General features: G+C 36.0%; 17 protein-coding genes. 9 read left to right on the forward strand and 8 right to left on the reverse strand.

What is annotated here, in order from left to right; genetic code table 11:
* Positions 1–104: 104 nt before the first annotated feature.
* The 3 genes from B9N79_RS15135 to B9N79_RS15145 all read left to right on the forward strand — a co-directional run bounded on the left by B9N79_RS15135 (position 105) and on the right by B9N79_RS15145 (position 5,084).
* Positions 105–1,085, forward strand: coding sequence for a glycoside hydrolase family 43 protein (locus B9N79_RS15135; RefSeq protein WP_040058187.1), 981 nt, complete (start codon positions 105–107; stop codon positions 1,083–1,085).
* A 116-nt stretch (positions 1,086–1,201) separates the two neighbouring features.
* A complete protein-coding gene (locus B9N79_RS15140; RefSeq protein ID WP_040058186.1) occupies positions 1,202–2,449 on the forward strand; it encodes an MFS transporter in 1,248 nt (415 codons plus the stop codon).
* A gap of 481 nt (positions 2,450–2,930) precedes the next feature.
* Positions 2,931–5,084: a type IA DNA topoisomerase gene (locus B9N79_RS15145; protein WP_019393159.1), complete on the forward strand. Its 2,154-nt coding sequence runs from the start codon at positions 2,931–2,933 to the stop codon at positions 5,082–5,084.
* Between the two features lie 28 nt (positions 5,085–5,112).
* On the opposite strand, the gene hxlB is transcribed toward B9N79_RS15145, so the two are convergent.
* Positions 5,113–5,670: a 6-phospho-3-hexuloisomerase gene (hxlB, locus tag B9N79_RS15150; protein ID WP_040058185.1), complete on the reverse strand. Its 558-nt coding sequence runs from the start codon at positions 5,668–5,670 to the stop codon at positions 5,113–5,115.
* A gap of 3 nt (positions 5,671–5,673) precedes the next feature.
* Positions 5,674–6,306, reverse strand: a complete 633-nt coding sequence (hxlA, locus tag B9N79_RS15155; RefSeq protein ID WP_019393161.1) for a 3-hexulose-6-phosphate synthase — start codon at positions 6,304–6,306, stop codon at positions 5,674–5,676.
* Positions 6,307–6,491: 185 nt separating this feature from the next.
* On the opposite strand from hxlA, the gene B9N79_RS15160 reads away from it, so the two are divergent.
* Positions 6,492–6,839, forward strand: a complete 348-nt coding sequence (locus B9N79_RS15160; RefSeq protein ID WP_019393162.1) for a winged helix-turn-helix transcriptional regulator — start codon at positions 6,492–6,494, stop codon at positions 6,837–6,839.
* A 28-nt stretch (positions 6,840–6,867) separates the two neighbouring features.
* On the opposite strand, the gene B9N79_RS15165 is transcribed toward B9N79_RS15160, so the two are convergent.
* Both B9N79_RS15165 and B9N79_RS15170 read right to left on the reverse strand, forming a co-directional pair.
* On the reverse strand, positions 6,868–7,374 hold the full coding sequence (locus tag B9N79_RS15165) for a GNAT family N-acetyltransferase (protein WP_046216794.1): 507 nt from the start codon (positions 7,372–7,374) through the stop codon (positions 6,868–6,870).
* A gap of 14 nt (positions 7,375–7,388) precedes the next feature.
* Entirely contained in the window at positions 7,389–8,066 is a 678-nt protein-coding gene (locus tag B9N79_RS15170) for a GntR family transcriptional regulator (protein WP_019393164.1), read from the reverse strand.
* A gap of 257 nt (positions 8,067–8,323) precedes the next feature.
* Here B9N79_RS15170 and B9N79_RS15175 point away from each other — a divergent pair, with 257 nt between their 5' ends.
* The 3 genes from B9N79_RS15175 to B9N79_RS15185 all read left to right on the forward strand — a co-directional run bounded on the left by B9N79_RS15175 (position 8,324) and on the right by B9N79_RS15185 (position 11,403).
* Positions 8,324–8,905 (forward strand): VanZ family protein, encoded by a 582-nt coding sequence (locus B9N79_RS15175; protein ID WP_019393165.1) that lies wholly within the window; start codon positions 8,324–8,326, stop codon positions 8,903–8,905.
* A 216-nt stretch (positions 8,906–9,121) separates the two neighbouring features.
* Positions 9,122–10,426 carry a Na+/H+ antiporter NhaC family protein gene (locus B9N79_RS15180; RefSeq protein WP_040058183.1) on the forward strand — a complete coding sequence of 435 codons (1,305 nt, stop codon included), beginning with the start codon at positions 9,122–9,124 and terminating at the stop codon, positions 10,424–10,426.
* Between the two features lie 92 nt (positions 10,427–10,518).
* A complete protein-coding gene (locus B9N79_RS15185) occupies positions 10,519–11,403 on the forward strand; it encodes an EamA family transporter (protein ID WP_026009621.1) in 885 nt (294 codons plus the stop codon).
* Between the two features lie 26 nt (positions 11,404–11,429).
* Here B9N79_RS15185 and B9N79_RS26180 read toward each other — a convergent pair whose 3' ends face one another.
* Together B9N79_RS26180 and B9N79_RS15190 are read right to left on the reverse strand one after the other, a co-directional pair.
* Complete coding sequence (locus B9N79_RS26180) at positions 11,430–11,600, reverse strand: hypothetical protein (protein ID WP_019393168.1); 171 nt, start codon at positions 11,598–11,600, stop codon at positions 11,430–11,432.
* 15 nt (positions 11,601–11,615) lie between these two features.
* Positions 11,616–11,843 (reverse strand): DUF3892 domain-containing protein, encoded by a 228-nt coding sequence (locus B9N79_RS15190; protein ID WP_019393169.1) that lies wholly within the window; start codon positions 11,841–11,843, stop codon positions 11,616–11,618.
* 92 nt (positions 11,844–11,935) lie between these two features.
* Here B9N79_RS15190 and B9N79_RS15195 point away from each other — a divergent pair, with 92 nt between their 5' ends.
* Positions 11,936–12,628 (forward strand): class I SAM-dependent methyltransferase, encoded by a 693-nt coding sequence (locus B9N79_RS15195; protein ID WP_040058182.1) that lies wholly within the window; start codon positions 11,936–11,938, stop codon positions 12,626–12,628.
* Positions 12,629–12,670: 42 nt separating this feature from the next.
* Here the strand turns inward: B9N79_RS15195 and metA are convergent, their stop codons facing one another.
* Entirely contained in the window at positions 12,671–13,579 is a 909-nt protein-coding gene (gene metA, locus B9N79_RS15200; protein WP_040058181.1) for a homoserine O-acetyltransferase MetA, read from the reverse strand.
* A gap of 181 nt (positions 13,580–13,760) precedes the next feature.
* Between metA and B9N79_RS15205 the strand changes: the two genes are divergently transcribed.
* A complete protein-coding gene (locus B9N79_RS15205) occupies positions 13,761–14,267 on the forward strand; it encodes a glutathione peroxidase (protein ID WP_019393172.1) in 507 nt (168 codons plus the stop codon).
* 37 nt (positions 14,268–14,304) lie between these two features.
* Here the strand turns inward: B9N79_RS15205 and B9N79_RS15210 are convergent, their stop codons facing one another.
* Positions 14,305–14,802, reverse strand: coding sequence for a hypothetical protein (locus B9N79_RS15210; RefSeq protein ID WP_046216795.1), 498 nt, complete (start codon positions 14,800–14,802; stop codon positions 14,305–14,307).
* Positions 14,803–14,922 lie beyond the last annotated feature (120 nt).

The raw sequence follows: 14,922 nt of genomic DNA on the forward strand, positions 1-14,922 counted from the left end.
AGGGCGAAAACTTGTTTGATTAAAAACTGAGAATTTTAAAAACACATTAGTCTGAATATTTTGTCCATTATTGTTTGATATCTAAATGTAGAGGAGATGGCGTGATGAATACACGTAAAACTTATAAAAATCCAATTGTAGAGCAACGAGCAGATCCATGGGTATATAAGCATTGGGATGGATATTATTATTTCACTGCATCAGTTCCTGAATATGATCGTCTTGAAATTAGACGTGCAAAGTCTATCGAGGAACTAGGGGAAGTTAAGGGAGTGACTGTATGGAAGAAACACGAAGAGGGACCAATGAGTGCACTGATTTGGGCACCAGAACTTCATTATATTAAAGGAAAATGGTATATCTACTTTGCAGCAGCAAATACAGACCAACCTATAAATGGCACATTCAATCATCGTATGTTTGTCATTGAGAATGAAAATGTCAATCCAATGGAGGGAAATTGGACGGAAAAAGGGCAAATTAAGACAGATTGGGAGTCATTTTCGCTAGATGCTACAACATTCACTCATAGAGATGTTCTGTATTATGTATGGGCTCAAAGAGATGTAAATATTAAAGGGAATTCTAATCTATACATTGCGGAAATGGAGAACCCATGGACAATTAAGGGACCTCAAGTGATGCTTTCAAAACCTGAATTACCATGGGAAACAATAGGTTTTTGGGTAAATGAAGGTCCGGCTATCCTTAAACGCAATGGAAAAATTTTTATGACGTACTCAGGAAGTGCTACAGACCACAACTATTGTATGGGATTATTAACGGCTGATGAAGAGAGTAATTTGCTAGATCCTAAGTCATGGATTAAATCCCAAAATCCAGTATTTAAGAGTGCTCCAGAGAATGGACAATATGGGCCTGGTCATAATAGTTTTACAGTTTCTGAGGATAACAAAGAAGATGTTCTCATTTATCATGGCCGGAATTATACAGATATTAAAGGTGATCCACTATATGATCCTAACAGACATACACGTGCCCAAATTATTAAATGGACAGAAGAAGGGGTTCCTCATTTCGGAGTACCTGTTCGAGACGCAGAAGAAGTTAAATCTGAACACTAAACAAGATCGTGAGTTTTCTATAGATGTTAATAGAAAGTGTTAAAAGATTTCTCATAGCCATGAACTCTTTTTGAATGACTGTATGCATTTCTATAGAATGTAGAGGAGATTTTATGATGAATATTCCTAATCGAGGCTTTTGGAACTTTGGGGGGTTATTCTTTTTCTATTTTATTATTTGGGCCATTGTTTTAGGGTTCTTACCACTATGGTTGGAAGATGTAGCAGGACTCAATACAAGTGAGACAGGCATTGTTTTCTCATCTATGTCTTTAATTGCCTTATGTTATCAACCATTTTTTGGGGTTATTTCAGATAAATTAGGGTTTAAAAAGAACTTGTTTTGGGTTGTTGTTGTTCTTCTAATGTTTATGGGTCCATTTTTTAACTTTTTATATGTACCATTGTTGCAAACGAATATATTTGTGGGAGCTATTATAGGAAGTGCCTATCTTAGCGCTGTCTTTTATGCAGGAGTAGGTGTTGTAGAATCCTATATAGAGAGAGTTAGCCGTAATAATGGGTTTGAGTATGGTCGTGTAAGATTATTTGGGTCCATTGCCGGAGCAACGGCTTCATTGATTGGCGGTATGATGTTTGTAAGAAATCCTAATTCTATCTTTTGGTTTGCGTCAGGAGCAGCAGTTTTTCTTGCCATCCTCCTGTTCACTGCAAAAGTCAAAGGGAAAGATTTAATAAAACCAACAAATCCTAAAAGTAGTGAAATAAACAAGAGAGCTATTGTTTCTATATTTAAATTAAAAAACTTTTGGTTTCTTTCGCTCCTTATTGTTGGAACTGCAGCTATATACGATGTATTTGATCAACAATTCCCTAACTACTATGTTCAATTTTTCTCCTCTAAAGAGATAGGTACAGATATATTTAGTAAACTAGTATCCGTTCAAGTCGGACTTGAAGCTATTCTAATGATTTTTGCTCCTGTTATAGTTAATAAGATAGGCGCTAAGAAAGGCTTGATTCTTTTTGGAATCTTAACTTTTGTTCGGATTTTTGGCAGCGCTGTAGCTTCGGAGCCTATATTGTTATCTGTATGTCGGCTAATTGCAGCTTTTGAAATGCCGCTATTGTTAGTTTCCATTTTTAAGTATATTACAGGAGTATTTGATGTTCGTTTTTCAGCAACCATCTATTTATTAGCTTTTAATTTTGCTAAGCAAAGCGCTGTTGGTATTTTCTCTTCTATCGCTGGAAATATGTATTCATCTATGGGATTCCAAAATACCTATTTTTTCTTAAGTGCTATTGTATTAATAATCACGGCAATTTCTTATTTCACTTTAACAGACGATAAGAAAATGCAAGTAAGAGTTCAAGAGCCTCTTTATACGTCAACAAAATAACGATATATTCATGAACTCTTTTTAGTAACGTGTAAATGAATGTTTTTTTGGAAAAAGTAATAGGATTGTTGACTGTGTAATGAATGAGCAAGAATATGGATGCGTTTTCTTCAGGCTAAAATATTTTAAATGTTAATCATTCACTTTAATGTAGATGTAAATGTTACAAGGTCTTTGTTTTTATAGAACAAAGGCCTATTTTTATTGATATTTAAGTTATAAATATAGATGTAATAGGTAACTAACTTATAGAAACAAATATCTTCTCATAAGGAAGAAACTCAATGCTTCTTGTTATGTTAATGTGATAAAATTAAATTCTTATGTGACTTACACCATTGTTTTAAAGAATAAATGATTGATTATAAATGATGCTAGAGTACAATACTCATTAGTTTCTAAGTTTACAACGCATCTCACTAATCATTTACAATTAACAAGTAATGAAATAGGAAAAATAAAATGTAAGGTGATTATTCAAATGAAATTAATATTAGCAGAGAAGCCGTCTGTCTCTAAAAACATTGCAGACGCGCTTAAAATAAAAGGACGTGGGGATGGATATTTTGAAGGAAATGGCTATATTGTCACATGGGCATTCGGTCATTTGCTTCAACTTTATGATGCAAAAGACTACGATGATAAGATGGCAACATGGAAGATGGATAACTTTCCGTTCATTCCAAGCGTTTTTAAGTATAAAGTGAAAAGCAGTCCAAAGAACCGTGATAAGCCGGATAGTGGAGCAAATAAACAGCTGAAGATTATTAAAAGTTTGATGAGAAGACAAGACGTTGAGGCTATTATTTCAGCATGTGATTATGATCGTGAAGGCCAAGTAATTGGAGATAGTATCATTTATAACTTAAAGCCAACAAAGCCTGTTTATCGTCTTCTTTTAAATGAGTGGACACCTGCTGAAGTTTTAAATGGACTAGAGAATGTAAAGCGAAATGAAGAGTTAAAGCCACTTCAAGATGCAGGGGTAAGTAGACAATGGGCAGACTGGGCAATCGGAATTAATTTAACGTCTGTTGCAACACTTAAATATCAAAAAGGAAAAGGAAAAGCGCTTAATATTGGACGCGTTCTTTTACCAACTTTGAAAATTATTTACGATAGAGATAAAGAGATTGAAAACTTTGTTCCTGAAAACTACTATAAACTTCAAGCAACGTTCGGAACTGAAAAAGGCGAGAAGTATGATGGAACTTATTTTGAAGGAAAAGAAGAGAAGTTTAAAAGCAAAGAATCATTAGAAGAAATTGAGAGAAAGCTTGAGAATAAAAAGGGACTTGTTCATAAGAAAGACGTGCAAAAGAAAAAAGAGTATCCACCGTTCTTATTCAATCTTTCTAATTTACAAGGTTATATCACAAGTAAATTCAAAGGGTGGACATCTGATAAAGTATTAAAAGTTGCGCAGTCTCTATACGAAAAAAAGTTTATTACGTATCCAAGAACGTCAAGTATAGCTCTTGAAGAAAGCCTTGTTGGGAAAACAGCAAAAGTGCTTGAAACACTAGCAGCAGATCTTCCATATAAAGACGAAGTAAAGTTTGTAAAATCAAAACGTGTTTTCAATAATGCAAAAGTAGAAAGTCATAGCGCCATCATTCCGACATATGTAAAACCGAAAAAGTTAACAGGTGATGAAGAAAAAGTTTATGAGGCAGTGAAAAACAGATTTATTATGCAGTTTATGCCTCTTGCAGAGTATGAAGAAACAAGAATTGAAACAAAAGTGAAAGACGTGGATTTAAAAGGTCTTTTTGTTTCGAAAGGAAAAGTTCAGCTTGTTGAAGGATGGAAGAAAGTGGAGCGTATTCAGTCTAAAGACACGATGCTTCCTCTTGTTCAGAAAGGAGAAGATGTTGAGTTAGTTGCGCATGAAGTCACAACTCATACGACAAAGCCTCCAAAGCAGCATACAGAAAAAACGCTTTTACGTCTTATGGAAACAGCAGGGAAAAATGTTGATGGAGACGATGAAGAAAGTGTGAGTGCTGTTTTAGATGGTTTTAGTATTGGTACACCAGCAACGCGGGCTGAAACGATTAAAAAGTTAAAAGACGTTGGCTATATTGAAGGTCAAAACAAAAACCTTGTCACAACAGAGCTTGGTCGCAAGCTTGTTGAAACATTTCCGATTCAAGATTTGTTTAATCTAGACTTTACAGGACGACTCGAAAAATCACTGTTTGATATTGAGAAGAAACAGTTTACAAAAGACGATTTCTTGAAGCTAATTTTTGACTTTACCACAAAGTCGGTTGAAACGATTAAAAATGAGAAAGATGTAACAATTAATGAAGTATCGTCACAGCGGAAGCCAAACGAAGTGCTTGGCAAATGTCCTGTTTGTGGACACGGAGTAATTGAAGGGCAAAAAGGATTTGGCTGCAGCAATTGGAAAAGCGGCTGTAAATTTGTAATTTGGAAAAATGATAAATTTCTAAGTTCAATGAAGAAAAAACCAACGAAAACGATGGTCAAAGCGCTTTTAAAGAACGGCATTGCGCCTGTTAAAGGGCTAACAAGTAAAAAAGGCAATAAGTTTGATGCGATGCTACGCTATGAGAAAAACCCGGATAATGATTATTATAGCTGGAAGATGGAATTTAATAAAAAATAAAAAAGAGGCAACTTCAGTTGCCTCTTCTTTATTCAAGATTGGCGTGTTTTCCATACATTTTGTTTGTATCAAGTTCTTTATAATGCATAAATCGGAGAATTAGTGCATCGAAAAAGAGAAGCATTATTTGTTCAAATAGAGAACCCATTGGCTGAATCGTTTCGTGATGCCTTCCATCTTGATCTTTTGGAGCACCTGGCAATGTGACTGTCGTGTCTGCCATTTTCCCAATCGTTGAAAGAGGAGAAAGGGTAACAGCTGCGAGTGTGCCACCGACCGTTTTGGCTTTTTCCCCAATGGCTGTTAATGTTTTCGTTTCACCTGAGCCTGTACAAAGAATGAGTAGATCATCTTTTTCAAATGTAGCAGTCACTGTTTCGCCAACAACATATGCATCAATCCCCATATGCATCATTCGCATTGCAAACGATTTGGCTATAAATCCAGATCTGCCAGCACCTGCAACAAAAACTTTTTTTGCTCCTGTAATATGACGAAAGAGCGTTTGGGCTTCATCATTTGAAATCAGTGGTGCAGAGTGTTCAAGCTCTTTCACAATTTTATTAAAATAGTGAATAGTATTCATTATTTAACCTTTGTTAATAAGTTCTTTAATGTTTTTGGCGGCAGCATGTTTGTTGTCTTGTGTTGCAATACCTCCGCCAACAATAACAAGATCTGGCTTTTGTTTAATGACTTCAGGAAGCGTTTCTAGCTTAATGCCGCCTGCAACAGCTGTTTTTGTATTTTTAACAACGTTTTTAATTGTAGCAAGATCTTCAAATGAATTTTTTCCAACTGCTTGTAGGTCATAGCCTGTATGAACGCAAATATAATCAACGCCAAGTTCGTCAAGTTCTTTAGCACGAGTTTCGATATCTTTAACAGCAATCATATCTGCTAAAATTTGTTTTCCACGTTTTTTCGCTTCTTCAACAGCTCCTTTAATAGACTGATCTTCTGCAGCGCCTAAAATTGTAATAATGTCTGCTCCAGCCTCAGACGCTTGAGAAACTTCATAGCCTGCTGCATCCATAATTTTAAGGTCTGCTAACACTGTTAAGTTTGGAAATGCATTTTTCATTTCTTTCACAGCTTTTAATCCTTCATTGATCACAACAGGTGTACCTATTTCAACAATATCAATATGTTCTTCAACTTCTTTTACGACTTCAATTGCTTCTGGAATATTTACAAGATCTAAAGCTAATTGTAATTTCATGTGTAGATTCTCCTTTTTCTTTTAAATTTGATGGATAATGTGAATGTGGTAGTGTCTCCAGCTGTTTTACATTTACTAACACTATGTTGGCTAGTATACTAGGTATATTATTCTTATGAAAGTACGCACTTTGAAATCATATAGTGTCTAAAAGTATACTATGAGAAAAGGGATGGTGGGATAAATTGCCGAATTTTGCAGAAAAAACATTTAATTGTGAAAAGGAACTAACGCTAGCTGTTATAGGTGGAAAGTGGAAGATGCTTATTTTATGGCACTTAGGAAAAGAAGGAACAAAACGATTTGGAGAATTAAAAGCTCTTATGCCAGGGATTACGCAGCGCATGTTAGTGAACCAGCTTAGAGAGCTTGAAGCACACTTTATTGTACACCGTGAAGTATATCCTGTTGTGCCTCCAAAAGTAGAATATTCTTTAACAGAACACGGAAAAAGTTTGATGCCAATTTTAGATGCGATGTATGAATGGGGAAAAGATTATATGGAAAATGTATTAGAAAAGCATGAAAGCTAGCAGGATACCCTTGCTAGCTTTTGGAGTTTTATTGTAATTTGTATACTTCTCTAAAAAGTTGTTCTTTTATGGTAGAAAACTCGCTATCATTGAGCAGGCTAGGTGTGCTCATAATATCAAGCGGAATAAAATCCTCACCTTTTTGAAGTGGAGGCTGCATGTAAGGAAAATCATTTTTATGAAAGCCGAGGTTTTCATAAAAACGAATTCTGCGCTCTGTAGTATCGTCACAGCAAGGTTCCACTTCAAGAATTGTAGGCTTATTTGTTGATTGCAAATGGTCATGAATAAGCAGTTTGCCTAATCCTTGACCACGACAAGAAGAGGAAACAGCGATATGTTCAATAAATGAAAAGCTAGGAAACTGCCAAGAAGCTAGAAAAGCTACAATATCGCCATTTTCATTTTCTTTTGTTTTGATGCTGTATTGTTCATGATTAAGAAGCTTTAGCTGTCCTTCTCGAGTTCGTCGTTCTGATGGTGGAAAAGCCGCTTCCATAATAGAATATACGGCATTAAAAGTTTGGATATTCATTGCTGCTCCCTCTTTTATTGATGATTTGTAATCACAATTTTTAGATGTTGAAGATCATTATTAATGTGCTCTTTCATAAGCAGCAAAGCTTTTTCTTCATCACGATTTTTAATAAGTTCAAAAATCTCTTCATGTTCTTTTACAATGCGCTGACATCTTTGTTCTCCTTCCATGTTCAGCTTTCGATAAAAGTAAGTAAGAGACTGAAGATCGTTAATTTGTTTTTGGAGGCGCTTGTTGTTTGTAGAACGTCTAATAATTTGATGAAACTCCGTGTTTAAATGAAGCATCTCTTTGCTTCCTTTTTGATTATCTTTTAAGTTTCTAATTACTTCTCTTGACTGCTTCAAGTTCTCTGAAAGTTTTTTAATATCTTCGTCTCGTGCATGACGGGCTGCTAATGAAGCTGCAAGTGATTCAAGTGCTTTACGGCATTCATAAATATCTTCAACGTCTTTTAACGTTGGTTCATAGACTGTCACTCTTGATTTTTCGTCTGTTACTAAAAGTCCTTCTTGTTCAAGAGCTCGGATTGCTTCTCTGACAGGACTTCTACTAATTTCAAATTCACGAGCAATTTTGGTTTCATAAATGCGTTCTCCTGGCTGAAAAACTTCTTTGAAAATCATTTCTTTCAGTGATTTGTACACTTGCTCATGATAAGAAAGCGATTTCTTTATTGAATACGTCATGGCCATTACCTCACATTCATTACGTACAGTTCCTCTATTATATTATCAGAAAACAGCAAGGATAGGAAAAAAGAATACAAGAAATATCGCAGAGAATAAAGAGAAAAGATGAGGAAGGGAGAGTGAATATACCGGAATTTTACTGGACCTTTACATTTGTATTACATCTTAATCAGAAGCGTAGTTCTTTATTGGATGAGGGAAATAGTTATGATAGAGTTTAAAAGCTAACACGCAAAAAAGAAAAGGTGAGAAAGATGTTTGGATTTCTTTGGACGATTTTCGGTTCAGCTGTTCCACCGTTAGTTGCGACGTCTATTTTGTATGTTCTTACCCTTTCTTTTCTAGAAAAAAAGAGGGAAAAGCCGTTTAAGGTAAGCCGTTTCTTTCTAAAAAGTGCACTTGGCATAAGTACTATCTCTATTTTATTTATCACGATGTATCCGACAGGCTATAATTATGGAGATGCACGAGTGCTTAATGTTGAACCATTAAAAGGGATGTACAATTTGCTTATGTATTCAACAGATTCAAATGTCACAATAAGCAACTTGGGATTGAATATTTTGCTTTTTATGCCGTTTGGCTTTTTTCTTTTTCTCTGTTTGAGAAAAAAAGCGTCCCTTTTTAAAGTCACTTTTTATGGAATGTGTTTGTCCTTTGCTGTAGAGCTATTTCAATATATTTTCCCGATTGGAAGATCAACAGACGTCGATGACCTTATTCTCAATACAGTGGGGACATTTATAGGAGCTAGTTTAGCTAAAATATTAAATGCTATGCTTTCTTCGTCTACAAAAGAGAAATTAGGAAAAAAACTCAATTTACTGATGAAATAATTTAGAATGGAAAGAGAGAAAAAGTGTTGGAGTTATCTGAAAATAGTAAAATCAATTGACTTTTTCTCTCTTTCCTATTACAGTATGAAAGAATGTTTGTAAAAACGCTAAAATGATGAGAAATATTTTTTCTGTTTATATACAAAGTATTACAATTGTTCTTCTTTCTCCTTAAGAAGAATTTTTTTATTGAAAAAAGAAAGAGGGGATAACAACATGAAAAACTCAAGAGGAAATCCTCTTGCTTTATTGCCGCTTGTGATATTTCTTGGTCTTTTTCTCGGTTCAGGTATTATTACAGGAGATTTTTATAAGCTTCCTGTCCTAGTGGCCATCCTTATTGCCGCTATTGTAGCCTTTCTATTTAATCGAAAAGAAAGTCTAACAGATAAAGTAGAGAGATTTTCTAAAGGAGCAGGAAACTCGGATATTATTGTAATGGTTCTTATTTTTATTCTAGCGGGGGCCTTTTCACAAACTGCTCAAGAGATGGGAGCTGTTGATGCAACAGTTAATATGGCTTTATCCATTCTTCCAGCAAATCTTATTCTTGCAGGTTTATTTGTAATAGGGGCATTTTTATCGCTTGCAATGGGAACTTCAGTAGGAACAATTGCTGCTCTTGGTCCAATTGGTGTAGGGATTAGTAGCCAAACAGATATCTCTTTAGCTCTTGTCATGGCAACCGTTGTAGGAGGAGCGATGTTTGGGGATAACTTATCGTTTATTTCTGATACAACCATTGCATCTGTTCGTACACAGCAAACAAAAATGAAAGATAAGTTTAAGACGAATTTTTTCATTGTATTGCCAGCAGCTATTGTAACAATCATTGTTTTGACTGTAATGACACTTGGAAATCATACGTCTATTGGCGAGCATGATTTTGAACTTATTAAGGTTCTGCCTTATCTTGCTGTTCTTATTGCCGCCCTTTTAGGTGTAAATGTTTTGGCTGTATTAACAGGAGGCATCATCATTACAGGAATGATAGGGATGTTAACGTCTAGTTATAATCTTGAGGAATATTTTTCAGCAATTAAAGACGGTATTCTAGGAATGTCTGAACTTGTCATTTTATCGATGCTTATTGGAGGAATGGTTGAAGTTATTAAATATAATGGAGGAATTCATTATCTCCTTCATGTTCTTACGAAAAACATTTCTTCCAGAAAAGGAGCGGAATTTGGAATTGCCGCTCTTGTTAGTTTAACAAATATATCTACAGCAAATAATACGATTGCAATTCTTTTTGCAGGTCCTCTTGCTCGTAATGTAGCAGACCAGTACGGAATTGATCGTCGTAAATCAGCGAGTATTTTAGATATTTTTGCTTGCTTTGTACAAGGGCTTATCCCGTATGGAGCTCAAATGCTTGCAGCTGCTCAATTTGCTTCACTATCACCAGTTGAGATTTTACCTTATGCCTATTATCCATTTTTAATTGCGGTTTGCGGTATTGTTGCTATCTTAATAGGTTATCCACGTTTCTCTTCGAAAGGAAAAGAAGTGGGGGAATAGGCGTTTCCCATAACATTAATGTATAGGATAATAAAAGAGGGCTTTTCTGAGTGAAAAGCCCTCTTTTAGTTCAAATAAAGGAGAAGGAAGACATGAAAGCTATTTTATTCGTGCTTGCTGGTTCATGCAGCTATGGAATTTTATCAACCATTGTGAAAATCTCTTATTCAAAAGGATTCGGTGTTGAAAATGTAATTGGAAGTCAGATGTTAATTGGTGCGGTGCTTCTGTGGGTGTTAAATTTATTTTGTAAGCGTAATCGTTTAACATGGAAACAAAAGATGAAGCTGATTGCTGTTGGATGTTTCACATTTTCAACGAGCGTGCTTTATTATAATGCTTTAAAAACCATTCCAGCTTCAATTGCTATTGTTCTTCTTTTCCAATTTACATGGATGGGGATTTTGTTAGAAAGTATTTTTGCTAAAAAACGACCAAGTGCTCGGTACGTTGTATCCGCTCTGTTTCTTTTAGGAGGAACAGTGCTAGCTGGTGCTTTGCTAGAAGGAAAAGGACTTCAATTAGATCCAAAAGGAATTGCACTTGGGCTTCTTGCTGCATTGTCTTTTGCTTTATTTATTTTTTCTAGTGGCAAAGTAGAAGTGAGTGTACCGCCTATTCAGCGCAGTGCTTACATGAGTATTGGAGCAGTTGTGTTAACATTTATTGTCCTTCAGCCAACTTTTGTGTTTGACGGAGATTTAGGGGAAGGACTGTGGCTGTGGGGAAGCATGCTCGGTCTTTTTGGAGCATGCTTGCCACCGTTGCTTTTTGCACTTGGTATGCCTAAAGTGGATCCTGGAATTGGAAGTATTTTAGGAGCTGCAGAGCTTCCAACAGCTGTTATTTGTTCAGGGATCTTTCTTCATGAGTCTATTTCATCCTTACAGTGGACAGGATTAATTCTTATTTTTGTGGGGATTGCTTATCCACAGTTTAAAGGGGTCACAAAAACTAAAATAAGACAGCAAATGTAAAACCACGCACTTGGCGTGGTTTTTTGTTATCTTTTACGATGAAGCTTCTTTTCTTTTGTTTTGCTTGATTGATCTTTGTTATGTTTGTTTCCTTTGCTATTATCACCGCTCGTGATTTCTTCTCCTGATTCAACTAAATAGTGCTGAAGTTTTGGAGAGTTTTGATTCATGCTGCCTTTGTTTGGTTTTTTAGTCATCTAAGGACACTCCTTTTAGAATAGAGGTAGTTGATCGAGATTATTATCTTTTCGATTATCAGGGTTGCTTCTTATATAAGTTTCCCCATCTTTTCCTTTAAATGCGCTGACGTTAGCAATTGAACCTGCTAAAACTTCTTGCAGAGCTTCTTCATATGAAAGCAAAGAACCATCGGAAGTTTTGAATGCTGTCAGATCTCCATCAGCATTTTTTTGCACAGCAACAAACTGTTTTTGTTCCATAAACTTTCCTCCTTCTTTAATCTTTAATATTTGAGTCATCGATAAATTTATGTATTATAAAAGAAAAGGGAGAGAAAGAGGAGGATACAGAGATGGAGAAACAATTTAAATGGCATGAAATATCGAAAGAAAAATGGGACAATCAAGCAAATATATGGAATAGCAAAAGTAAAGAAATGTGGGAAACAGGAAGCAGGAGTATTGTAATTCCAACAATTGAGAAGTTCGCACAAAAAGGTGAAAAATATCTTGATGTTGGCTGTGGCGATGGATTTGGTTCTTCTCTTTTACATAGCAAAAATATAAATGTAACAGGAGTTGATTTGTCTTCTAAAATGATTGAGAAAGCAGCAGAGCTTTTTGGACAAGAGGGATTGAATTTTGTTCAAGGTGATTTTGCCTCTCTTCCTTTCGGAGACGAAGAATTCGATGGAGCAATGGTCATTAATGCATTGGAGTGGACAGAAACTCCACTTTCTTCTCTACAAGAATTAAAAAGAGTATTAAAAAAGGGAGGAAAGGCTTTTGTTGCAATTTTAGGGCCTACAGCAGGGCCAAGGTCAAACAGCTATGATCGCTTGTATGGAAAAGACGTGATTTGCAACACAATGATGCCGTGGGAATTTGAACGTATGTCTTCTGAAAATGGATGGGACGTTCTTGATGGTTATCCTGTTTATAAGACAGGCGTACAAAAGAACGAAGCTGACAAACTTTCTCGGCCACTTCAACAAGCCTTATCCTTCTTTTGGCTTTTTGTGCTAGAAAAAAAGAAAGAGCAGTAGATGCTCTTTCTTTTACTGATGTAATGCGGCCAAGCGGTTCTTTCAATTCCAATTGTAAGGCGTTTCTTGATAAACATAATAGTTAAGCCAATTCATAAATAAAAGATTGGCATGTGAACGCCATGTTTTAAGCGGAGAGCTTGCAGGGTCATTGTTTGGGAAATAATGACGTGGGACTTGAATTTCCAGTCCTTTTTGGATATCTCGGTCATATTCTTCTTTTAACGTTTGGACATCATATTCAGGATGTCCCGTTACAAAAATAAACTTCTCATCACGAGACATCATTAAATAAGCGCCTGCTTCTTCTGATGAAGAAAGAAGCTCAAGGTCAGGATGCCTTTTGACTTCTTCTATATCTACATCTGTATGACGTGAATGAGGAGAGAAAAATAGATCATCAAACCCTCTGAGCAGTTTTACTGGTTCAGCAATGGAAGTATGAGAAAAAACACCTGCACACTTTTTATCAAGAGGGATTTTATCAATTCCAAAATGATGGTAAAGCCCAGCTTGTGCACCCCAGCATACGTGCATAGTAGAAGTGACGTTAGTTTTACACCAGTCCATAATTTCACAGAGCTCGTGCCAGTACGTAACGTCGCGAAATGGCATATGTTCAACAGGAGCTCCTGTAATAATCATCCCGTCAAATTTTTGATGCTTAATCTGTGGGAACGTTGAATAAAAGCGCTCAAGATGAGTTTTACTCGTTGTTTTTGCTTGGTGTGTTTCAGGATGAATAAGCGTTATATTCACTTGAAGAGGAGAGTTTCCAAGCAGGCGTAAAAATTGAGTTTCAGCCTTTTCTTTTTGAGGCATAAGATTTAAAATGACGATATTTAATGGACGAATGTCTTGAGTGAAAGCTCTTGTTTCATCCATTACGAAGATCCGCTCGCTTGTAAGTATTTCTTTTGCCGGAAGATCAAAGGGGATGTTAATCGGCATGGAATATCCCTCCTGTTTCTAAAAATCTGAAAAATTGCAATAAATCTATTATAAGAACAACTTCAAGAAGTTTCAACAGAAAGTGTGAAAAATATTGGATAAACGACTATATAGGTAGTTTCATCTCTTGAAAAAAGGGAAAAGAAAAAGAAAGCTCGTTGACCTATAGGAGGAAATAAAGATGAACATTTATCAATTTTCAGCTCAAAATATAAAAGGTGAAGAACAGTCACTAGAGCAATATAGAGGAAAAGTGATTGTTGTGGTTAATACAGCAAGCAAATGTGGATTTACTCCACAGTTTGAAGGTCTTCAAAATTTATATGAAAAGTATAAAGACCGCAACTTTGTCATCTTAGGTTTTCCTTGTAATCAATTTGGTGGGCAAGAGCCTGGAGGCGAGGAGGAGATTCAATCGTTCTGTCAGCGTAACTATGGGGTTGACTTCCCAATGTTTGCAAAGGTAGATGTTAAAGGGGATAATGCTCATCCGCTTTTTCAGTACCTAGCTGAAAAAGCACCAGGTATACTAGGTTCGAAAGCTATTAAATGGAACTTTACAAAATTTTTAATTGATAAGGACGGTGAGCCTGTTCAACGATTTAGTCCAAAAACGGCTCCGAAAGATTTAGAGCATGATATTGAACAGCTTTTAGAAGAAAAAACAGATGTTGTACAAGAAAGATAAAAAAGAAGCGGCGCTATAATGCCGCTTCTTTTTTTAGTTAACGCTTCTTTTTCCCACATGAACAGGATGGTTTTTGTGGGTAATGCTGAGGGTATTGATGCTCAGGCATCATTTGGTTACCTTGGTGAGGCATGTTGTAAGGAAGTTGTTGATGATGAGGCATTTGCATATCATAGTCTCCCATTGTGTGATGAGGCATTTGCATGTCATAATCTCCCATTGTGTGATGAGGCATATCCATATGCTGTGGTGTCATATCATACGGCATATTCATCATATGAGGTTCATGTCCCATATCGTAGTCTCCCATCACTTGCTGATCATCCATATGCGGCATCATGTTGTAGTCCATCCCGTCATATTGTTCAGGCATATTGTGAGTACCCATCATATGATCATGTGGCATGTTGTAAGGCAATTGTTGTGTAGGATGTGTCATTGGCTGATGGCAAGGCATATGGTGCATGATTGGCTGGTGACAAGGCATAGGTTTTGGCATTGGCATACAACAGTGGTGATTTCTATGTCGAAACATTTTGTCAGCTCCTCAGTAGTTTGAATTCGTACGTTAGTATCCTATGTAAAAAAAACAAAAAGAGATAATCGTCTAAAAAAAATCCGCAAGTGCCTATCCTTTTGAGGCACTGTGTTAAAA

Origin of the sequence: Priestia filamentosa, from assembly GCF_900177535.1 — a bacterium.
In the GTDB taxonomy this organism is placed as follows: Bacteria; Bacillota; Bacilli; order Bacillales; family Bacillaceae_H; genus Bacillus_I; species Bacillus_I filamentosa.